The sequence below is a fragment of the Nocardiopsis ansamitocini genome (assembly GCF_030268225.1).
Classification (GTDB): Bacteria; Actinomycetota; Actinomycetes; order Streptosporangiales; family Streptosporangiaceae; genus Nocardiopsis_D; species Nocardiopsis_D ansamitocini.
In genome coordinates this window covers 44771-64971 of sequence record NZ_BSQG01000008.1, presented here as the reverse complement: position 1 = coordinate 64971, position 20201 = coordinate 44771, and the positions used below count along the sequence as shown (strand labels likewise).

At 69.1% G+C, this 20201-nt stretch carries 22 protein-coding genes; 12 read left to right on the top strand and 10 right to left on the bottom strand.

Annotated features, from left to right (window positions below):
• Window positions 1-257 precede the first annotated feature (257 nt).
• From QSJ59_RS19535 to QSJ59_RS19505, 7 genes are all read right to left on the bottom strand, one after another.
• Complete coding sequence (locus tag QSJ59_RS19535; RefSeq protein WP_285761159.1) at window positions 258-1028, bottom strand: CDP-alcohol phosphatidyltransferase family protein; 771 nt, start codon at window positions 1026-1028, stop codon at window positions 258-260.
• Window positions 1006-2055, bottom strand: coding sequence for an iron-containing alcohol dehydrogenase family protein (locus QSJ59_RS19530; protein WP_285761158.1), 1050 nt, complete (start codon window positions 2053-2055; stop codon window positions 1006-1008). The genes QSJ59_RS19535 and QSJ59_RS19530 overlap by 23 nt, the downstream gene beginning before the upstream one ends.
• Window positions 2056-2060: 5 nt before the next feature.
• Window positions 2061-2792, bottom strand: a complete 732-nt coding sequence (locus tag QSJ59_RS19525) for a phosphocholine cytidylyltransferase family protein (protein WP_285761157.1) — start codon at window positions 2790-2792, stop codon at window positions 2061-2063.
• 21 nt (window positions 2793-2813) lie between these two features.
• Window positions 2814-3461 carry a DUF5941 domain-containing protein gene (locus tag QSJ59_RS19520; RefSeq protein ID WP_285761156.1) on the bottom strand — a complete coding sequence of 216 codons (648 nt, stop codon included), beginning with the start codon at window positions 3459-3461 and terminating at the stop codon, window positions 2814-2816.
• Window positions 3462-3468: 7 nt separating this feature from the next.
• Window positions 3469-4365, bottom strand: a complete 897-nt coding sequence (locus QSJ59_RS19515) for a hypothetical protein (RefSeq protein WP_285761155.1) — start codon at window positions 4363-4365, stop codon at window positions 3469-3471.
• A 97-nt stretch (window positions 4366-4462) separates the two neighbouring features.
• Window positions 4463-5254, bottom strand: a complete 792-nt coding sequence (locus QSJ59_RS19510) for an ABC transporter ATP-binding protein (RefSeq protein ID WP_285761154.1) — start codon at window positions 5252-5254, stop codon at window positions 4463-4465.
• Window positions 5254-6084, bottom strand: coding sequence for an ABC transporter permease (locus QSJ59_RS19505; RefSeq protein WP_285761153.1), 831 nt, complete (start codon window positions 6082-6084; stop codon window positions 5254-5256). The genes QSJ59_RS19510 and QSJ59_RS19505 overlap by 1 nt, the downstream gene beginning before the upstream one ends.
• Before the next feature lie 443 nt (window positions 6085-6527).
• Between QSJ59_RS19505 and QSJ59_RS19500 the strand changes: the two genes are divergently transcribed.
• Both QSJ59_RS19500 and QSJ59_RS19495 read left to right on the top strand, forming a co-directional pair.
• Window positions 6528-7295: an IspD/TarI family cytidylyltransferase gene (locus QSJ59_RS19500; RefSeq protein WP_285761152.1), complete on the top strand. Its 768-nt coding sequence runs from the start codon at window positions 6528-6530 to the stop codon at window positions 7293-7295.
• A complete protein-coding gene (locus QSJ59_RS19495) occupies window positions 7292-8065 on the top strand; it encodes a glycerophosphodiester phosphodiesterase (RefSeq protein ID WP_285761151.1) in 774 nt (257 codons plus the stop codon). Before QSJ59_RS19500 ends, QSJ59_RS19495 begins: the two co-directional genes overlap by 4 nt.
• Window positions 8066-8138: 73 nt before the next feature.
• On the opposite strand, the gene QSJ59_RS19490 is transcribed toward QSJ59_RS19495, so the two are convergent.
• Window positions 8139-9140 carry a glycosyltransferase family 2 protein gene (locus QSJ59_RS19490; RefSeq protein WP_285761269.1) on the bottom strand — a complete coding sequence of 334 codons (1002 nt, stop codon included), beginning with the start codon at window positions 9138-9140 and terminating at the stop codon, window positions 8139-8141.
• A gap of 334 nt (window positions 9141-9474) precedes the next feature.
• On the opposite strand from QSJ59_RS19490, the gene QSJ59_RS19485 reads away from it, so the two are divergent.
• The 7 genes from QSJ59_RS19485 (at window position 9475) to QSJ59_RS19455 (ending at window position 15675) form a co-directional block, all read left to right on the top strand.
• Entirely contained in the window at window positions 9475-11040 is a 1566-nt protein-coding gene (locus QSJ59_RS19485; protein ID WP_432707509.1) for an LCP family protein, read from the top strand.
• 104 nt (window positions 11041-11144) lie between these two features.
• Complete coding sequence (locus QSJ59_RS19480; RefSeq protein ID WP_285761150.1) at window positions 11145-11849, top strand: hypothetical protein; 705 nt, start codon at window positions 11145-11147, stop codon at window positions 11847-11849.
• 128 nt (window positions 11850-11977) lie between these two features.
• On the top strand, window positions 11978-12607 hold the full coding sequence (locus QSJ59_RS19475; RefSeq protein WP_285761149.1) for a hypothetical protein: 630 nt from the start codon (window positions 11978-11980) through the stop codon (window positions 12605-12607).
• 233 nt (window positions 12608-12840) lie between these two features.
• The gene (locus tag QSJ59_RS19470; protein WP_285761148.1) at window positions 12841-14172 is read left to right on the top strand and encodes a UDP-glucose dehydrogenase family protein; all 1332 of its coding nucleotides are present in this window, start codon (window positions 12841-12843) and stop codon (window positions 14170-14172) included.
• A gap of 34 nt (window positions 14173-14206) precedes the next feature.
• A complete protein-coding gene (locus tag QSJ59_RS19465) occupies window positions 14207-14623 on the top strand; it encodes a CoA-binding protein (RefSeq protein WP_285761147.1) in 417 nt (138 codons plus the stop codon).
• Between the two features lie 177 nt (window positions 14624-14800).
• Window positions 14801-15412, top strand: coding sequence for a DUF2975 domain-containing protein (locus tag QSJ59_RS19460; RefSeq protein ID WP_285761146.1), 612 nt, complete (start codon window positions 14801-14803; stop codon window positions 15410-15412).
• Window positions 15412-15675 (top strand): helix-turn-helix domain-containing protein, encoded by a 264-nt coding sequence (locus QSJ59_RS19455; protein WP_285761145.1) that lies wholly within the window; start codon window positions 15412-15414, stop codon window positions 15673-15675. Before QSJ59_RS19460 ends, QSJ59_RS19455 begins: the two co-directional genes overlap by 1 nt.
• On the opposite strand, the gene purE is transcribed toward QSJ59_RS19455, so the two are convergent.
• Window positions 15630-16166 (bottom strand): 5-(carboxyamino)imidazole ribonucleotide mutase, encoded by a 537-nt coding sequence (gene purE / locus QSJ59_RS19450; protein ID WP_285761144.1) that lies wholly within the window; start codon window positions 16164-16166, stop codon window positions 15630-15632. The genes QSJ59_RS19455 and purE overlap by 46 nt on opposite strands.
• Window positions 16163-17284, bottom strand: a complete 1122-nt coding sequence (locus tag QSJ59_RS19445; protein ID WP_432707512.1) for a 5-(carboxyamino)imidazole ribonucleotide synthase — start codon at window positions 17282-17284, stop codon at window positions 16163-16165. The genes purE and QSJ59_RS19445 overlap by 4 nt, the downstream gene beginning before the upstream one ends.
• A gap of 148 nt (window positions 17285-17432) precedes the next feature.
• On the opposite strand from QSJ59_RS19445, the gene QSJ59_RS19440 reads away from it, so the two are divergent.
• The 3 genes from QSJ59_RS19440 to QSJ59_RS19430 all read left to right on the top strand — a co-directional run bounded on the left by QSJ59_RS19440 (window position 17433) and on the right by QSJ59_RS19430 (window position 20195).
• Window positions 17433-17939 carry a GtrA family protein gene (locus QSJ59_RS19440; RefSeq protein ID WP_285761142.1) on the top strand — a complete coding sequence of 169 codons (507 nt, stop codon included), beginning with the start codon at window positions 17433-17435 and terminating at the stop codon, window positions 17937-17939.
• Window positions 17940-18171: 232 nt separating this feature from the next.
• Window positions 18172-18840 (top strand): response regulator transcription factor, encoded by a 669-nt coding sequence (locus tag QSJ59_RS19435; protein WP_285761141.1) that lies wholly within the window; start codon window positions 18172-18174, stop codon window positions 18838-18840.
• Between the two features lie 71 nt (window positions 18841-18911).
• A complete protein-coding gene (locus QSJ59_RS19430; RefSeq protein ID WP_285761140.1) occupies window positions 18912-20195 on the top strand; it encodes a sensor histidine kinase in 1284 nt (427 codons plus the stop codon).
• Window positions 20196-20201: the final 6 nt, after the last annotated feature.

Sequence of the window (20201 nt, the reverse complement as noted above, 5' to 3'; positions counted from 1 at the left end):
ACGATCCCCCGAACCGGCCTGTTCTCCTGCGACCGGATGCGAAACCTCTGCGGCGTCCTGGATGGACACTCCCGCCACGACGGACTCGTCGGTCTGCCGAGGGGCGCTCGAGGGGACAGAACTGCTCATCTGCAACCGTTCGTCGAGTTGGATGGCCAAGGGTAGCGAGATAGAGGGAGTCTACGCTCGCACACAGCGGGTAACGATCGAATAAATCGAGGATTGACTTTCGGCTTTTGCGGGCACATCGGCGCGTTCTAGTGCAGTCGGCGCGAAGCGAGCACGCTGACCAGGTGCAGCACCGTCTGCAGGGCCGCCACGGCGACACACACCACGACCAGCACCTGGGTGGCGAGCAGGTCGCCGCGGAACTGGTCCACGACGGCCACGACCACCACCAGCAGCGACAGTTCGACGGCCTGGATCACGCGGTGGAAGAGCAGCGCGGAGGCGATCTTGCGGGCCAGGCCCAGTCCGGCCGAACGCGGTTGCATCGCGGAGTCGGCGATCTTCTCCGGAAGTCCGGCCTTGGCGCGGGCCACCACCACGTTGTCGGTCTCGACCTTGATCAGCGCGGCACCAATGGCGGCAGCCATGCCGGCGATGACCCAGATCCCCGCCTCGAACCCGCCCTGGGCACGGATGCCAAGCCCGATGAGCAGCGCGATCTCGGACAGGTAGTGACCGATACGGTCCAGGTAGATGCCCGCGACGCTGGTGCGCCCGGTGTAACGGGCCACCTCGCCGTCAGAGCAGTCGAGCAGCAGGTAGATCTGGATCAGCACGGCGGCGAGGATCGCCGACCACAGGCCGCCGAAGGCCAGGGCGACCCCGGCCAGGACGCCGAACGCCATCATCAGGTAGGTGATGGGGTTCGGCGGAACACCCATGCGCACGAAGACGGTGCTCAGGTAGGGCGAGAGGTCGCGCATGTAGAGCCGACCGGCCCAGTGCTCCTCGTTGACGCGCTCCTTGATCCCTTCCGGCTGGCCGCCGGAGCGGACCTCAGCGACTGAGGGCTTGGACATAGTCACGGACGCTCCGGGCGATCTCGTCTTCGGTCAGGTTGAGGTGCTCCAGGACCGTGAAGCGTCCCGGGCGGGTGGCGGGTGCCAAGGCGATCGCGCGCGCGAAGTCCTCCTCTCCCAGACCGACGTCAGCGGGGGTGGTGGGGAGGTCGTGGCGCAGCAGGCAGGCGCGCACGTCGGCGAAACGCTGGTGGCCTTCGTCCAGGCGGGTGGTGCACAGGAAGGTGGCGAACAGCGCGCCCAGACCGGCGAGCTCGCCGTGGTTGCTGGTGCCGGGGTAGAGCTGGTCGATGGCGTGCAGGATCTCATGGCAGGCGCCACTGGCGGGCCGGCTCGACCCGGCGACCGACATCGCCATACCCGAGAGCACCAGTGCCTCCGCCAGGACGGTGAGGAACTCCTGGGACTCGATGGAGTCGGGGCGGTGCAGGATGGCCTCGGCCGCGACCCGGGCGAAGGTGACGGCCATGCCGTCCACCGGCTCGCCCTGCTCGCGTCCGGCCAGTTCCCAGTCGGCGATGGCCGAGAGGTTGCTGACCACGTCACCGATACCGGAGCGGACCAGGCGCGGGGGCGCCGCACGCACGTAGTCGACGTCGACGATGACCGCGATGGGCATGACGACGCCGTAGGAGCCCTTTCCGCTCTCGTGCTCCAGCGAACTGACCGGTGAGGCGATGCCGTCGTGGGAGAGGTTGGTGGCCACGGCCACCATGGGGATCCCGGCCATGGAGGCGGCGAACTTGGCGACGTCGATGGTCTTGCCGCCGCCGATCCCCGCCACCGCCTCGAACGCGCCGGCGCGCAGTTTCTTGCCCAGTTCGTTGGCGACGTCGACGCTGCCGCCCTCGACCTGGAAGATCTCGCAGTGCGGGAGATCGAGGTCGGCGGCGATCTGGGCCCCCTGGCCCGGACCGACCGCCACGGCGATGCGGCCCTCGTTGGCGATGCGGCGGTCCGCCAGCAGCACCCCGAGGTCGGCGATCGCGCCGCGGCGCACGTCGATTGCCAGGGGGGAGGAAACCATCCGGGCTAGTAGCGGCATGCGATCTCCCGCGCGCGGGCGAGGTCGTCGTGGTTGTCGACCTCGACCCAGTCCACCTTGCCGATGGGGGCGACGGCGACCTTGCCGCCACGGTTGACGAGCTCCTGGTAGCCGTCCTCGTAGTACAGGTCGGGGTCGCGCTCCCAGGTGGCCTTCAGAGCGTCGGCGAGGCGACCCGCCAGCGAGCCCTCGATGAGGGTGGCCCCGATGTACTCGCCGGCGGCGGTGGCCGGGTCCATGAGTTTGGTGATCCGCGCGACGTGGCCGGCCTCGTCCAGGGTCACCTTCATCTCCTCTTCGGCCAACGTCTTCACGTTGTCCACCGCGAGGAGCAGTTCCGGTCCGCGTGCGGCGAACAACGTCTCTTCGACGCTCACCGGGTGCACGGTGTCGCCGTTGACGAGGAGGACGCCCTCGGCGAAGTGGTCGCGGGCCGTCCACAGGGAGTAGGCGTTGTTCCACTCCTCTGCCTTGTCGTTGTGGACGAGGGTGATGCTGACGCCGTGGCGCTGCTCCAGCGCCTCCTTGCGCTGCTCCACCGCTTCGGAGCGGTAGCCGACCACGACGACGACGTCGGTGAGACCCGAGGCCGCGAGGTTGTGCAGCGAGATGTCCATGATGGTGGTCTCACCATCGACAGGGACGAGGGCCTTGGGCAGGGTGTCGGTGTAGGGGCGGAGCCGTCGGCCCGCTCCCGCAGCGAGGACCATACCGAGCATGGAGACGCCTTCCTTCGTTTTTCAGATCGCGGAGGCGTCAATGCCTCCTGCTTCGTTGCGCGGCTCGCCGGCCTCCGTGGGAACGGGGGCGTCGAGCCAACTGGTAGCGGACTCCCACACGAGCAGGACCACCAGGTATCCGGCCAGCAGCCCGTAGGTGAAGGGGAGCCAGCCCAGGACCCCGCCCATGGCGATGAGCAGCATCCGCCCGTCCCAACCGAGCATGGCGCGCATGGTCCGCCGGGAAGGCCGCACACCACAGGTCGCTCTGCGCACGGCCGAACCGTGATGCACGACGACCACGGTCATGAGTGCGAACACCAGCGGCCCGGGTACGCCTGCACCGTAGCCCAGCGCGAAGAGATATAGGTACTCCGCTGCGCGCAGGAGGGGGGGCACCAGCCAATCAAATCGTCCGTCATGGGGGTGCCCGGAGGCAACTCCGGACAGCAGGAGTGCTGCGGCAGGTGCGAACAGGGTGGCCCCGGCGAGGTCGCCCAACCCGGCGACGAGGAGTGCCGCCAGCACGAGGGAACCCGCCAAAACGGGAAGCAGCGGAGGAAGCGCCCCCTGGACGAGGGTACCGATTCCACTGCTCAGGTGGCCGTCGTCGCGAAGAAAACGCAGGTCTGCACAATTCCGTGGCGCAACCAAAGGCTTCGAGGTCATATCCGCCTCAAGAGGTAGGACGAACCGGATCCGCGAGCTCACCGGCGACAGCCAGGACGGACCCTACGATCAATGCGATAAAGGTCACGCGAACGTCCCAAATCGTTACCGTAACGGCGATGAGGAAGAAGCGCTCGGACTGCGCGAAGCGCCCCAGGGCACGCAGAGGACCCAGTGGGGTCGGGGGCGCGATCCCCGCCCGTGCCCGCGGCGGGGCGGGACGGTCAGGACCGGCGGCCAACGGCCGCAGCCCTTCGCCGCGGGTGGGCGGCGTGGTCCGGATGGGGATCACCGGATTGCCCTCGGCACCGGGACGGTCGTCGTTCGATACCCGTTTGCCCAGGAGTTCGTCGGTGAACGAGGCGTCCGCGGGAACGCGTCCGTGCCGGCTCGGATCCACGGCGTCGATGGGCGAGGGCCGACGCTGCCCCGGTACCCGGCCGGGCGCCTGCCGGACCTCGCGCGAGGGACCAGAGGCCAGAGCGGCTGCACGGGCCGTACGGACCGCCTCGCGCAGCGCCAGGGCGATGAGAGCTCCCGCGGCCCAGGCCCAGGCGTCGGCGATTCCGGCCACGACGCCGCCGATGGCCAGTCCGACGCAGAGCACGCACTCGCGCAGCTGGGCGAGCAGGGGAACCGCCCAGGCGGTCAGTGGATCCCACGGGCGGCTCCGGGCCAGGCGCAACCCCACCGCGTCGGTGAACAGCACAGCAGCGAGCAGGACGGATCCCACCAGGCTGCTCCGCACTCCCGGCGCGGTGAACCAGACGGCGGCCGCAACGGTGATGAAGAGGCCGATTCGCGCCGCGCCCGCAGGTGTGACGCCCCTACGGCGGGACCAGCGCGCGACGGGACCCGCGAGCGGCGCGAAACCGCGGAGGGTGAGTACACCGGTCTCCGTCACCAACCGTGTCCCCCTCCGCGCGCCACTGCGCAACCGTCTCCCAGTGGGGGACGGTTGGCAAGTATCGACGCGCGGAGGAGAGGGGTGGGCTGCGGACTCAGGCGGCCTTGCCGCCGTCCTTCTTCTTGCGGGCCGCGATCTCGGCCTTGGTGTCGACGTTGTAGGCGTTCAACGCCTCGGTGATGTCGCTGTCCAGCACGAGGTCGCCCTGCTTGACGTAGAGGCCGCGGTTGCAGAACCGCTTGAGGTCGCCCTCGTTGTGCGAGACCAGGACCATGGTGCGCTCGTTCTCGAGCATCTTCTCGATGGCCTTGTAGCACTTCTCGCGGAAGGATTTGTCCCCGACCGCAAGGACCTCGTCGACAAGCATGATGGGGTGTTCGAGCTGGGAGATCAGCGCGAACCCCAGCCGGACCTTCATGCCGCTGGAGTAGTGGCGCACTGGAGTGTCGATGAAGCCAGGCTTGATCTCGGCGAAGTCGACGATCTCCTCGAAGCGGTCCTCCAACATCTTGGGGGTCATCCCGTGCAGCGACCCCACCAGGTGCACGTTCTCCCGGCCGGTGAGCTGGTCGTTGAAGCCGGCACGCAGTTCCAGGAGCGGGGCGACCTTGCCGCGCACGGTCACGGTGCCCTCGTCCGGCAACAGCACGCCCGCGATCATTTTGAGAAGCGTGGACTTACCGGTTCCGTTCTTGCCGACGATGCCCACGCAGTCGCCCTTGGCGACCTCGAAGGACACGTTGCGCAGCGCCCAGAAGTCGCTGGCGGCCTTGTTGGGGTCGCGCTTGGTGCCGTGGATGAACATCTCGCGGATGCTGCGCTTGCGTCGGCGGTTCATCGCGAACTTGACGCCAAGCCCCTTGGCCTCGATGACCGGCTGGGCCATTACAACTCCTTCAGGACGGCGCTCTCGAGCCGCCGGAACGTGAGGTACCCGATCAACAGCATAAGGAAGGCCCCACCGATGGTGGTGCACAGGGACAGTGTGCCTGGGGCCTCGCTGGGATACCACACGGCGTGATGCAACTGGAAGATACCGACCAGCGGGTTCAACTCGTAGACGAGCTTGAACCAGTCGGGCAGTCCCGAGTTGAGCACCATGGAGAGCGGATAGAGGATCGGCGAGCTGTACATCAGCACCCGGGTGAGGATGCGGATGACCCGTTCGACATCGCGCATCAGCACGTTGATGCAGGACAGCAGCAGCGTGAAACCGAGGGTGATGGCGAACTGCAGGACGATGGCCAGCGGAAGCCACAGCAGGCTCCAGCCGGTCTGGCCGCCGAGGACGAACACGAACACCAGCAGGATCGGCCAGGTGAGCAGGTACTCGACGAACTTGGTCTGCACGATGGCGAGCGGGAAGATCTCGCGGGGGACCTTCATGGTCGTGATGAGTTTGGCGTGCGTGATGAGCGCCTTGCACGCATCGGTGAGGGCGCCGCTCATCCAGAGCCAGGGAAGCAGCCCCGACAGCAGGAAGAGTGCGTAACCGCCTGGTGCGTCGGGGCCTCCGGGTGCCGAGCGGGCACTGCCCTCCCCTGGCACGAAGAGGACACCAAAGACGAAGAAGTAGATGCTGGCCATGGCCAGCGGTTCCAGAAGCGACCAGGCGTAGCCCAGGATCGATTGCTGGTATTTGACCTTCAGGTCACGGCGAACCAGGAGTCCTACAACTTTCCGGTTCTGCCAGACGGCCAGCGCCCTAGACGCCACCGCCACCTCCTCGGGGTGTGCAGTCGTATTGAGTCGATCGCACCGCGTGCATGCCACGGCGAGGTCGCGTTCTTCTCGCGTGCCCTGACCATGTCGGGTGCGTCTGGGGGCGACCACGACGCGCTATCGAGCACGAGCGGCCGTGCGCCGCAACAGGGCGTCGCCATGACGGCTGACTTTTCGGAAACCCGGCTGTGTCGCCGGTTGACCAGCCGAGCCTTGAGCCGGCGTCGCGCGCTGGGGGTGCGGGTCTCGGCGACCGATCTTTTCACAATTCGTCGACCGGTCACCGCGCCGGGCGCCTATCAGGGTACCGGGACGGCGGACCGACCGGCCCATTGCATGGCGGTTGTTCGGGAATTGTTGGCTTTTGGGCACGTGGGACCGAGGACGAGGTCCGCTAATGTCGACAGTTGTTCTCAGCTGAGAAGGGAGTCCCGCACATGGAGGGGCACGTGGGACCGACCGGTCCGCAGCCGGCCGGGCGACCGCGGGTGACAGCGGCGGTGCTCGCGGGCGGGGTGGGCGTCCGGATGGGCGCCCCCGGCCCCAAGCAGTTGATGCGGCTGGCCGGACGGACCATCATCGAGCACTCCATCGCCGCGTTCTGCGCGGCCCCCGAGGTCGACGAGGTGGTCGTGCTGATGGTCGCCGACAGGATCACCGAGGTGGAGCAGATCGTGGCCTCCGGCGGTTACACCAAGGTCGCCCGGATCGCTGCGGGCGGGACCGACCGCACCGGCACCTCTGCGGCGGCTCTGCGGTTGCTCCAGGACCGTCCCGGCACCGACCTGGTGCTCCTGCACGACGCCGTGCGCCCGCTCGTCGCCCCCGCCACCATCGCAGCGTGCGTGAAGGCACTGGGACGGTTCGGCGCGGTCGGGGTCGCGGTGCCGTCGAGCGACACGGTGGTGGAGGCGGAGTTCGGCCCGGACGGTGCGGAGGTCATTCGGCACGTCCCGCCGCGCGCGTCCTTGCGCCGCATGCAGACGCCGCAAGGGTTCCGGCTGGACGTCATTCGCAGCGCCTACGCGCTTGCACTGGCCGACCCCGCTCTGGTGGCCACCGACGACTGCGGGGTGGTCCTTCGCTACCTTCCCCGGGAACCGGTGCGGCTGATCGCCGGCGAGGAGTCCAATATCAAGGTCACCCATCCGGGTGACGTCGCCGTGGCGGAGTCGCTGCTGCGCGAGCGTGAGGGGGCATCGTGATCTTCACTCCGACCGAGGTCATCGGGCATCGCGGTGCCGGCCGCGGAATCGTCGCCGGCGCGGTGGAGAACACCCGGGAATCCTTCACCGCGGCCGTGGCCGCGGGAGTCGACTGGGTGGAGGTGGACGTACGGCGCAGCGCCGACGACGTGCTGCTGGTCCACCACAACGCGGCCCTCGACGACGGGCGGGCCGTCGTCGACCTTCCCGCACGGGAGGCGCGCGCCGCCGGACTCGCCACCTTCGAGGAGATCCTGGAGGTGCTCCCCACCGATATCGGGCTGGACGTGGACGTCAAGACGGTCATGGAGGACGCGGTGGACGCCCCCGCGCGTCGCACGACCTCCCTGGTCCTGCCCCACCTGCGCCGTGAGGCGGCGCGGCGCAGGGTGATGGTGTGCTCGTTCGACCCGGGAGTGCTGACCGCGGTCCATGAGGGCGCCCCGGAAGTGGCGACGGCATGGATGCCCTTCGTGCGCGGCCCCCTGGACCAGGCGGTCGCCGGAGCGGCGGGCCTGGGATGTCGGCTGGTGGCGATCGACGCCCGGTCCTTCGGGCTGCTCGGCGAGGCACCGCGCCCGGGTGCGCGCCCGGTCGGGTACACCGTGGAACTCGCGCACCGTGCCGGATTGCAGGTTCTTTCGTGGTGCCCCGGCCCGGCGGACGCGGCGCGTTTCGCCGCGGCGGGGATGGACGCCGTCGTCGTGGACGACGTCCCAGGTGTCATCGAGGCCCTTGGCAGGACCGGGGTCGCGTCCGGCACCCGCTAGGACGGGGCCTCGCCTCGAAGGCACGGGGGAAGCGGGACGACGGCCTGCGCCGGGGCCCGGCCGCCGTCACCGGTCAGGCGTTCTGGGTACGGGTGCGCGCCGTGCGGGAGTCCTTGCCCAAACCGGGCGGACTGGTGATGAAACCCGCTCCCCACGCCATGTGCATGGTGCCCAGGGCGACCGGGATGGCCATTCGGGCCTTGACCGGGAGGCCTGCGCCCAGCAGGACCGATGCGCCGGTGATCGCAACGGCGTAACCGGCCGGGACCAGCCAGGCCGGCCAGAAGAGGAAACCCCCGACGAGACCGGCGACGACCCCGGTGAGGGCGATCGGTGGGGCGAGGTAGCGCAGGTTGATGGTGCCCTTGTGCTGGCGGGCCACGACCCGGCGCCAACGGCCGTAGTGGAAGTACTGCTTGGCGAGCGCCTTCACGCTGGGGCGCGGCCGGTAGGAGACCCGCATACGGGGCTGGAACCACACCGTGCCGCCGGTGGCGCGGATGCGGTGGTTCATCTCCCAGTCCTGGGCCCGCAGGAACGCCTCGTCGTAGCCCTGTACGCGGTCGAGCGCGGAACGACGGAAGACCCCCAGGTAGACGGTGTCGGCGGGGCCGCCCTGGCCACCGGTGTGAAAACGGGCGTTGCCCACTCCGATTTTGGACGTCATGGCGGCGGCGACGGCCCGTTCCCAGTCGGTCTCGCCCTCGGCGGCCATGATTCCGCCGACGTTGTCGGCACCGGTCTCCTCAAGCGTTTCCACGGCCACGCGGAGGTAGTCGGCGGGCATCATGGCGTGCCCGTCGATACGCGCGACGATGTCATGGGAGGAGGCCGCGATGGCCGCGTTGAGTCCCGCTGGGGTCCGCCCGGTGGGGTTGGGAACGACTTTGACCCTCGGATCGTCCGCGGCCAGGGCGTCGGCGACCTCCTGAGTCCGGTCCGTGGAGGGACCGACCGCGAGGACGACCTCCAGCTCACCGGGATAGTCCTGGCTGAGCACGTGGCGAACAGCGGCTTGGAGGTGGCGTTCCTCGTTGAGGATGGGGGTTACTACCGAGACGGCCGGCCAGGTCACGGGCATGTCCAAAGAGTTCGGGCGGCAGGGGAGAAAAGAGACGGGGGGATGCGCAGTCGCAACGGTACTGCACCCTGCTCGCAGGCAGTGCGCGTCGAACGGGCCGACCGCGGCCGCGCACGCGCTCCCGCGGGTTTCGACACCCCCGAGCGCGGGGGGTGAAAGATTCCGGTAAGCGGCGGCTGGGAACGTCTTGTGCATCCGGCATCGTGGCGAATTGGCAGGCAACACGCCGCGGGTGTCTTCTTCGATCCACTGGCCGGATTCCTGACAACCTGTAGGGGTTGCACACATTGGGCCTTGGGGGAATGGTCGATGGGGCGGAGGCCAACTGGTGAACGGTGACGGTGACCCAACGACGGGGGGCGCCCCGGAGTTTCGCCGGGTGCGTTCGGGGCCGGTCCCTCCTGTGGACGGCAGCGGCTCCGGTCCGCGTCGGGGAGCAGCAGCCGTGGGCAGTCCCGCGTGGCTGCCCAGTGCTGCGGCGAGGCGGCGCCGGTTGACGCTGTTGTTGGCCGGGGTCATGTCGATGGTGGTGCTGCTGGCGTCGGGGACGGCATGGGCGATCACCGGCTGGGTCTCAGGACGGCTCAACCGCGACGACGTGTTCGCCGGGCTGCTGGACGCCGACCGCCCGGAAGCAGGCCCCCGAGGCGCACTGAACATCCTGGTGATCGGTTCGGACGGTCGCGGCGATATGCAGCGCGAGCGCCAGGACGAACTGGGGGTCGGCCACACCGACGGACAGCGCTCGGACACGATGATGCTGGTGCACGTCAACAACGACCGTGACCAGATCACGGTCGTGGGCATCCCGCGCGACTCCTGGGTGCAGATTCCGGGGCACGGCGGGGACAAGATCAACGCCGCTTACGCCTACGGCGGCCCGCAATTGGCGATCCAGACGGTGGAGCTGGCCTCCCGGGTGCGAATCGACCACTACGTCGAGGTCAACTTCAGCGGGTTCGTCGATGTCGTGGACGCCCTCGGCACGATCACGGTGTGCCTGCCCGAGGCGATCCAGGACGAGAAGGCGCACCTGGACATGGCGGCGGGGACGCACGAGGTGGACGGCGCCCAGGCGCTGGCCTTCGCGCGGACCCGCAAGACCTCCGACGGCGACCTGGACCGCATCGACCGCCAGCAGCAGGTGCTGGCCGCACTGTTGAACAAGGCGCTGAGCACCGAGACCCTCACCGACCCCGCCAAGTTCACCCGGTTTCTCGACAGTTCACTGAGCTCGGTGACCGTGGACGAGGGTCTGGACACCACCACCATCAACCAGCTGGGCAATCAGCTGAGTTCCATCACCCTGGACGACGTGTCCTTCACCCAGGTTCCGATCGGGCAGTTGGACTACTGGACGCCCAACGGCGACCTCGCCATCAAGTGGCACGAGGAGCGGGCCCGGGAGATGTTCACCAAGATCAGCCGCGACGAGCCGTTGGCCGCGCCCCCGGAACAGGAGGCCGGTGCGCCGACCGCCGACGAGGCGATCGCTCCCGGCGAGATCGCTCTGGAGGTCTTCAACGGGGTGGGCACGCCGGGGTTGGGCTCCACCGTGCGCACCGAGCTCACCACGGCGGGATTCGCGGTCGCCGGGGAGGCACAGAACTGGCCGACCCGGGACGTGGCCGAGTCCCTGGTGCGCTACGCGCCGGGGCAGGAGGCCGCGGCACGGGCCGTGCTGGAGGCCGTTCCCGGAGCGCGCCTCGAGGAGGACGCGACCCTGGCCGCACGGGTACAGCTGGTCGTGGGGTTCAACTACACGCGGGTGGCCGCGCCGGCGGCCGGCTCGGTTCCCGAGCCGAGCGCCGAGGCGTCCGCGCCGGACGGAACGGGATCGGGCGGACGGGACTCCGTGAACACCACTACGGCGGCGGAAAACATCTGCGGCTAGCCCGGGCAGCACGTCGGCCGGTCGGGGAGCTCCCCGACCGGCCGACGTTAGTTCAGCCGGCAAAGTGGTAGGAGGAAGGGCAAACCTGCCCTCGGGAGGATCCCTTGCTGCGCCACCCGCTCGGCCTGCTCGTCGGGCTGTTCATCACACCTCTCCTCTGGTCCGGCGCCGCGTGGTCGACGGCCGAGATCGGCTCGCATCTACAGAACCAGCAGTTCAGTGATCCGCTGCTGTTGACCGCTTGCGCCACGATGATGGGGGTCGGTCTGGCCGCCGGCCTGCTCGCCGGCTCACGAATCTCTCCCCTGGCCGCCTTCCTCCCCGGGGTGTCCATGCTGGGCGGCAGCCTCTGGGCACTGCTCAACTACCCGTCGATGGCCGCGGTACTGCCGTCCTGGTTCGAGCCGGGTTCGCTGTTCCACCCCTTGGGCCCCGGCCTACCGGTCTTCCTGGGGGTGGGGACGCTGCTGTTCATCTCTGCCCTGATCCCGTCACGGTGGCGCTCCGCACGCAGGACCGAGGAGGCACCGATGCCTTACGCACCGGCGCCCGAACCCGCTGCACCGCCCGTCGTAGAGGCAACCCCCGACTACGACTACTCCGCGCCGCCCGAACGAGAAGAGCCCCAGCCGCTTCCGCGGCGCAGGTGGACGCCCAAGCCCGCGCGGCCGCGCTATGCCGACGACCGCTACACGGCCGGCTCCGACGATCCGACCCGGACCACCACGCCGTTCCGGCGGAGCGAGGACGGGTTCGAGGCGGTGGAGCCCAAGGGCGAGGAACACACCCGGACCTTCCGCGACGGCTGAGCCCGCCGAGCGTCAGTGGGCCAGTACCGCATCGGTGTGGCACGGGTGACGGCCGCGCGGGATCATGGTGCCCTCGGCCCACCCCCGTATCAGGGGCGCGGTTCACCAGATCATCGAGGAGGTCACCCATGTCCAACGCACTGCGGCATGCGATCGGCGGTGTCGCTGGCCTTGTCGCGACCCCCCTCATCGTCGCCGGAACGGGATGGGGCAGCATGCAGCTGGCCCAGGTCCTGACGCGGTTCAGCCTGGACCTGGCGGTGACGCTGCCCGGACTGCTGGCCTTGGCGACCACCGGCCTGCTCATCGGGTTGCTCGCGGGGTCGCGGCTCTCCCCTCTGGGGTCACTGGTTCCGGGGGTCGTACTGACGGTATGGGGGGTGTGCGCCTTTTTGCCCATGACCTCGATGCTGTTCCTGCGCCTGTTGCCGCTGGAGTACTCGTACGCGGTGATCTTCTATCCGGTGCTGGGCGTGCTGCTGGTGGGGGCTTCCCTGACGCCTTCGCGCTGGCGTGCGGTCTCCTCTGCGCCGGCACCTGCCGCACCGGCACCCCGCCCCCTCGACGCGCAGCCGTGGCAGAGCCCCACCCCGCCGTGGCAGCAAAAGCAGGTCGTCGAAGCCGCGCAGCCGCAGGACGCACCGGTCCCCCACCTGTACGGCACCGGTCCCATCCCGCAGATTCCGGCCGAGCCGATGCACTTGTACGGCACCGGCCCCATCCCGCGGATCACCGACGAGCCGGAGCCGCCGCGCTGAACGGCCCGCCCGCACAACGCGACAGGACGACTGCTTTCCGAACGAATCATGAAATCTTTCTCTTCGGGTTCGTCTCGGGATTGGCGGGCTCGCGACTGGCAATGTCTCCGGCACGGACTCCGGGTACCACACCGCATCCGCGGTGTCCCTATGCGCGCCGGGCCCTCCCCCCGCGCCGCAACCCGAGCACGCCGGTACCATGCCAAAGCCCGTAGCGAGGAAGGACAAATCCATTGGTCGAGAAGCAGCGCCTGAAGATCTCGGTGCTGGGTACCGGATACCTTGGTGCCACGCACGCCGCCTGCATGGCCGAGCTGGGATTTGACGTGATCGGCCTGGACGTCGACCAGGCCAAGGTCGACAGCCTGTCGGCCGGTCGAGTGCCGTTCTACGAGCCCGGGCTGGAAGAGGTGCTCAAACGCAATCTCGCCTCCGGCCGACTGCGGTTCACCACCGACTATGCCGAGGTCAGCGCGTTCGCCGACGTGCACTTCATCTGTGTCGGCACGCCCCAGCAGGCCACCTCCAACGCCGCGGACCTCACCTATGTCGACGCGGTCGTGGAGACGCTGGCGCCGTACCTGACCAGGCCCACCGTGGTCATCGGCAAGTCCACCGTGCCGGTGGGCACCGCCTCCCGGGTCATGGCCCGCCTGCACGGCACCGCGCCTGCCGGCCAGGAGGTCTCCGTCGGATGGAGCCCGGAGTTCCTGCGCGAGGGGTTCGGGGTGGAGGACACCCTCAACCCCAATCGGATCGTGCTCGGCACGTCCTCGGAGCGGGCGGAGGCCGTGATGCGCGAGGTGTCGGCCAGGCAGATCGCGGCGGGCATCCCCTTCCTGGTGACCGACCTGCAAACCGCCGAACTGGTCAAGGTGTCGGCCAATGCCTTCCTTGCGACCAAGATCTCGTTCATCAACGCCATGGCCGAGGTGTGCGAGGCGGCGGGCGCCGACGTGATCCAGCTGGCCGCGGCGCTGTCGCACGACGACCGCATCGGCGGCAAGTTCCTCGGCCCGGGGCTCGGCTTCGGCGGGGGTTGCCTGCCCAAGGACATCCGGGCGTTCATGGCGCGCGCCGACGAACTGGGGGTGGAGCCCGCGCTGTCCTTCCTGCGCGAGGTGGACGCCATCAACCAGCGCCGCCGCGCACGCACCATCGACATCGCGCGGGGACTCATCGGCGGCAACTTCGCCGGACGCACCGTGGGCGTGCTCGGTGCGGCGTTCAAACCCAACTCCGACGACATCCGGGACTCCCCCGCCCTGGACGTCGCCGCGACCATCAGTTCGCTGGGCGCGAAGGTCATGGTCTATGACCCCGAGGCGTTGGAGAACGCACGGGCCGCACACCCCGACCTCACCTTCGCGCACTCGATGCTGGAGGCGGTCCGCGACGCCGATGTGGTGCTGCTGCTGACCGAGTGGGCCGAGTTCCGCGACGCCGACCCCGACGAACTGGCCAAGGTGGTCTCCCAGACCAAGATCGTGGACGGGCGCAATGCCCTGGACCCCGAGCACTGGCGCGGGCACGGTTGGATCTACCGGGCGCTGGGACGCCCCTGAGCCGACCCCGGCGACGCGGGACGACAATGGACGCATGGAACTGATCAACGACGAAGCCGCACTGCGCCGCATGTTGACCGAGAGCGAGGTCTGGGCCGTGGTCGGCCTGAGTGACAACCCGGCCCGCCCGGCGTACGGAGTCGCCCGCTTCCTCACGTCCAAGGGCAAGCGGATCGTCCCGGTCCACCCGTTGGCTGCTGCCGTGCACGGGGAGCCCGGCTATGCGCGCCTCGCCGACATTCCCTTCGACGTGGACGTGGTGGACGTCTTCCGCCGCTCGGCGGACGCCGGTGCCGTGGCCGACGAGGCGCTGGCCCGTCCCGAGGTGGGCGGCGTGTGGTTCCAGCTCGGGGTGACCGACGACGCGGCAGCCGGGCGGGTCCTGGCCGCGGGTCGCGCCATGGCCATGGACCGCTGCCCGGCGATCGAGTGGCCGCGCCTGGTGGGCTGAGCGTCGTCGCTCCCTCGAAGAACGGCCGGTTCGTGGCGCGCGCCGGCCGAGCGGCGTCGCCGGTGGGCAGGCGGCGTTTCGCCCCGGGGCCGGACGGAGACCCGACACACCGATTGACATATCGAATATCGATGCCTATCGTTTTTCGTTGTTATCGAAAAACGATAGGTAAGGCTCATGTTTCCGGAGACACCCATCAATTCGCGGCTGCGCCCCTTGCGCGGCCTTGTCCAGGCCCTCGCTCTGATCACCGGAATCTTCGCCGTGGCGACAGTAGTGGTCGCCCTATGCGGTGGCTTCGGGCTTCTCGACTCCCCTGTCGCCGTGCGCGTCTCCTCGTCGCTGGTGGACGGGCTGGCCACGGCACCCGGCGCGCTCGCCACCGGTGTGGCGCCGGGCGGTGACGTGGACCTGGTGTTCACCGACCCCACCTGGACACAGCGACTGCTGGGCGCGACCGGACCGGTGGTTTCACTGCTGCTGCTCACGGTCGGGCTGATCATACTGAACCGGGTGGCCGGTGCAGCCCTTCGCGAGGGGGCTTTCACCGAGCAGGTGTCCCGAGGGCTGCGCACGCTGGGAGTCTTCACCGTGCTCGGGGCGCTAGCGCACTCCGTGCTGGAGCTGGTCACTACGCTGGCGCTGAGCGCCCAGGCACTGGCTTCCGGGCTGTCCGCGTCCTGGTCGGTGCCCCTGCTTCCACTGACGTGCGGCCTCGGGGTTCTGGCCGTCGCCGAGATCGTGCGACACGGCCTGTCCATGCGCGAGGACCTCGAAGGCACCGTCTGATGGCGCCCGAGGCCGAGGGTCCCGGGCATTTCATCTCGGTCCACCTGGACACGCTGCTGGCCCAGCGGGGAATGACACTGGTCGAACTCTCCCATCGCGTGGGAGTGACAGTGGTCAACCTCTCGATCCTCAAGAACGGCCGGGCCAAGGCCATACGGTTCTCCACCCTGGCCCGGCTGTGCGAGGTCCTGGGCTGCCAGCCCGGCGACCTCCTGGGCTACCGCGCTCCGAACCCGAACGAGGACGGCCCCTCGGCAACCTGACGGCGCAGACGCTCACCCTTGGCGTGCGCCTGCTCCTTGAGTTCGACCTGGAAGCGCGCCATCCGCTCGCGCAACGCCTCGTCGTGGGCGGCCAGCATGCGCACCGCGAGCAGCCCGGCGTTGCGCGCCGCACCCACTGCGACGGTGGCGACCGGGACCCCGGCGGGCATCTGCACGATGGACAGCAGGGAGTCCATGCCGTCCAGGTACTTCAGCGGAACCGGCACCCCGATGACCGGGAGGGTGGTGACCGACGCCAACATGCCGGGCAGGTGTGCGGCACCGCCGGCACCGGCGATGATCGCCTTGAGGCCACGGTCGGCGGCCTCGGCACCGTAGGCGATCATCTCGTGCGGCATCCGGTGCGCGGAGACGACATCGGCCTCGAACGAGACACCGAACTCGTCCAGCGCCGTTGCCGCGTCCTGCATGAACGGCCAGTCGGAGTCGCTGCCCATCACGATCCCGACGGCGGGTCCGGTCTGCGTCACTGCTGGTCTCCCTTGAGGTATTCGGCTGCGTCGCGGGCCCGCGCCAACAGGTCGGCGTGGTCGTCCCCCACGACCGTGACATGGCCGATCTTTCGACCGGGGCGGACCTCCTTGCCGTAGAAGTGCACCTTCAGCTCGGGGTCCTTCGCCATCACATGAATGTAGCGGCCGTGGACGTCGGGATCGGTGCCGCCGAGCAGGTTCGCCATCACCGTGTAACGACCGACGGCCCGCGGCGACCCCAACGGAAGGTCCAGGACGGCCCGCAGGTGCTGCTCGAACTGGGAGGTGCACGCGCCGTCGATGGTCCAGTGCCCGGAGTTGTGCGGCCGCATCGCCAACTCGTTGACGACGACGCCGTCGGTGGTCTCGAAGAGCTCGACGGCGAGCATGCCCACGACCTCCAGGGCGTGCGCCAACTCGATGGCGAGCTCCTGGGCGCGGCCGGCCCGCTCCTCGTCCAGACCGGGCGCGGGCGCGATGACCTCATGGCAGATGCCGTCGCGCTGCACCGTCTCGACGACCGGGTAGACCGCGACCTGGCCGTAGGGGGAGCGGGCGACCTGGACGGCGAGTTCTCGGGTGAAGGCGACCCGCTCCTCCGCCAGGAGCGCGACACCGGAGTCGGCCGCGCGGCGCAGCACGACGCTCGCGTCGTCAGCGTCGTCGACCACCCACACGCCCTTGCCGTCGTAGCCGCCGCTGGCGGCCTTGAGCACGACCGGCCACCCGGCGCCTCCGGCGAACTCGGTCACGTCCTCGATCGTGGCGACGGCGCGCCAGCGCGGGCAGGGCGCGCCGAGCTCGGTGAGCCTGGCCCTCATCAGCAGTTTGTCCTGGGCGTAGCGCAGCGCCGAGCGTGAGGGACGCAGGACGACGCCGTCCTCCTCCAGCGCGCGCAGCACCGGCTCGGGGACGTGCTCGTGGTCGAAGGTCACCACGTCGCAGGACTTGGCGAAGGCCAACAGGTCGGGCAGGGCCCGGTCGTCGCCGAGCTGGGTGGCCGCCACAACGAGGGCGGCGCTGTCGGTGGCCGTGTTGGCCAGCACTCCGAAGTTCACCCCCAGCCCGATCCCCGCCTGGTGGGTCATCCGGGCGAGCTGACCACCCCCGACCATTCCGACGGAGGGGACAGGACGGTTACTCTCGCTCACAGCGCCTCGAATCTTGGTTCACAGTGCGGGGAGGGTCGACTTCTCGCCGCGCGGCCAACGCGGCACCCGCAAAAGTGTAGTGACCTCCCTGAACCCTGATCGGACCCGGCTCGTGCGACCATTCACCACCCTGTACCGGCGTTTCTCCTGGCTCGTGCACGAACTCGCGAAGTTCGGCACTGTCGGCGCGTTGGCATACGTGGTGCAGATCGCCGTGACGAACCTGTACTGGTACGCCTACGCCGGTGACCGGCAGGACGTCCTCGCGGTACTGATCGGGCAGACCGTCGGCACGGTTTGTGCGACGGTCGTGGCGTTCCTGGGCAACCGGTTCTGGACCTTCCGGCACCGGGCGCGCAGCGGACTGCTGCGCGAGTACGCCCTGTTCTTCGCACTCAACGGGGTGGGACTGCTGATCCAGCTGGCCTGCGTGTGGGCGACCGTGTCCCTGCTCGGGCTGGACGGTCCGCTGGCCCGCAACATCGCGGGCAACGTCGTGGGAGTCGGACTGGGCTCGCTGTTCCGATTCTGGTCCTACCGCAAATGGGTGTTTCGCACACCGGAATCACATGACGCCGGGGCGGCCGATCGTCCGCCGGTCCGCGCCGATCAGGAGTAGCCGAGGAACCTGTCCGATCGGCGTTTTCCGGGACCGGTCGAACACGCCTTTCACACCGATGCCGAAGCGCCGCCCTCCCGACACAGGCACGCCCCGGGGACGGGTCGGCACCCCGAATCCCGCACGGTAAGTGAAGTATGTCGACTATGAGGCTTGCGCATTTTTGGTCAACCCCTGGTCAATCGGCGCGCATAACCGGGAAAACGGTGAACGGCGGCTTACGATCTGCTCCATGACCTGCGTTTTGCTGGCCGAGGACGACACCTCGATCTCCGAGCCGCTCGCCCGTGCGCTCCGCCGGGAAGGCTACTCGGTCGATGTCACCGTCGACGGCATAGAGACTCTCGAACGCGCCCGTGCGGGCGACGTCGATCTGCTGGTCCTCGATTTGGGGTTGCCAGAAATGGACGGACTGGAGGTAGCCCGGCGCCTGCGCGCCGAGGGGCACGGAACCCCAATACTGATCCTGACCGCTCGTGCCGACGAGGTGGACACCGTGGTCGGCCTGGATGCCGGCGCCGACGACTACGTCACCAAGCCCTTCCGACTGGCCGAACTCCTGGCCAGAGTCCGCGCGCTGCTGCGCCGCGGCGGCGGCGAGGTCCCCGTCGTGCACGGAGTCCGCATCGACAACGACTCCCGACGCGCCTGGCTCGGCGACCGGGAACTCCAACTGACCACCAAGGAATTCGATCTTCTCCGTGTCCTGGTACGCGACGCCGGTAAAGTCGTCACTCGCGAACAGATCATGCGCGAGGTGTGGGACACCAACTGGTGGGGTTCCACCAAGACCCTGGACATGCACATCTCCTGGCTGCGCCGCAAACTCGGCGACGACGCCAACCAGCCTTCCTACATCACCACGGTGCGCGGCGTGGGCTTCCGGTTCGAGCGGGAGTGAAACCGGGTCCGCGGCGTGGCGCCCGCGAAACCGACCGACGAACGAGGGCGCCACGCTGGCGATGAGGTGACATGCGCAGGCGGATGCTGTTCTCCACTCTGGTGGTGGCCATCATCGCGGTAATGCTGCTGGGGCTCCCTTTGGGAGCGCTGACCTACCAGCAGGTCTACAACGACAACGCCGAACAGTTGCGGCGCGAGGCCGAACTGATCGTCACCGAGGCCGACTCTCAGCTGGAGAGCGACGGCACGATCGATCCTGCCTACTTCGCGGCGACTTATCCCGAGCGCTATCTGGAGATCACTCCACGCAACGGCGAAACGGTGCAGACGGGGGGCTGGCACTACAACCCGCGCGCCCCCGAAGCCACCACCGCACTGAGCTCGGAAACCGTCTCCGCCCGGGGCACGCGGGTGATCGTCTGGCGCGGCACCGAACGTGTCCGCGAGAACATCATCAGCGCCTGGGTCGGGATCGCCTCACTGTCCCTGCTGGCCATCGGCGTCGCCGTGGGCCTGGCGATGCTCCAGGCCCGCCGGTTGACCCTGCCGCTGGTGGACCTTGCCGCAACCGCCGAGCGTCTGGGGTCGGGGGTGGCCACCCCGTGGGGGCACCGTTACGGCATTCCGGAGGCCGACGCGGTCGCGGAGGTACTGGACCGCAGCGCCGAACGCATCGCGAGCCTGATCTCCACCGAACGCCACTTCGCCACCGACGCCTCCCACCAGCTGCGCACCCCGCTCACGGCGTTGACGATGCGGCTGGAGGAGATCATCGCCGAGGCCGACGACCCCGCGGTGGTCCGCGAGGAGGGCGAAGCGGCACTGGCCCAGACCGAACGACTCGTGCAGATCGTGGAAAGTCTGCTGGGCCGGGCCCGTAAGACACAGAACCCGGAGGTCCGGGCCGTTTCCATCGACGAGGTCATCGACCAGTTCGTGGCGGAGTGGCGGCCGGTCTTCACCCAGGCCGGGCGGGAACTACGCCTGGCCGGCATGGACGGACTCACCGCGATGACGGTGCCCACCGACCTTTCCCAGATCCTGGCAACGCTGGTGGAGAACGCGTTCAAGCACGGCGCGGGCGCGGTCACCGTACGCCGCCTGGAGTCGGGGCAGTCCGTACGCATCGAGGTCAGCGACGAGGGCGACGGAATCCCCGAGGAGCTGTCACCGCGGATCTTCGAACGCGAGGTGACCGGCGGCAACGGTACCGGCCTGGGCCTGGCGCTGGCCCGCCACATCGCCGAGGCGGAAGGGGCGCGCGTGGAGTTCGTCCAGGCCCGCCCCACGACCTTCGCCCTGTTCCTGCCCGTGGGCGGCGGCGGGCTCATCCGCTCGACCGGCCCGGCCTAGCCCGAC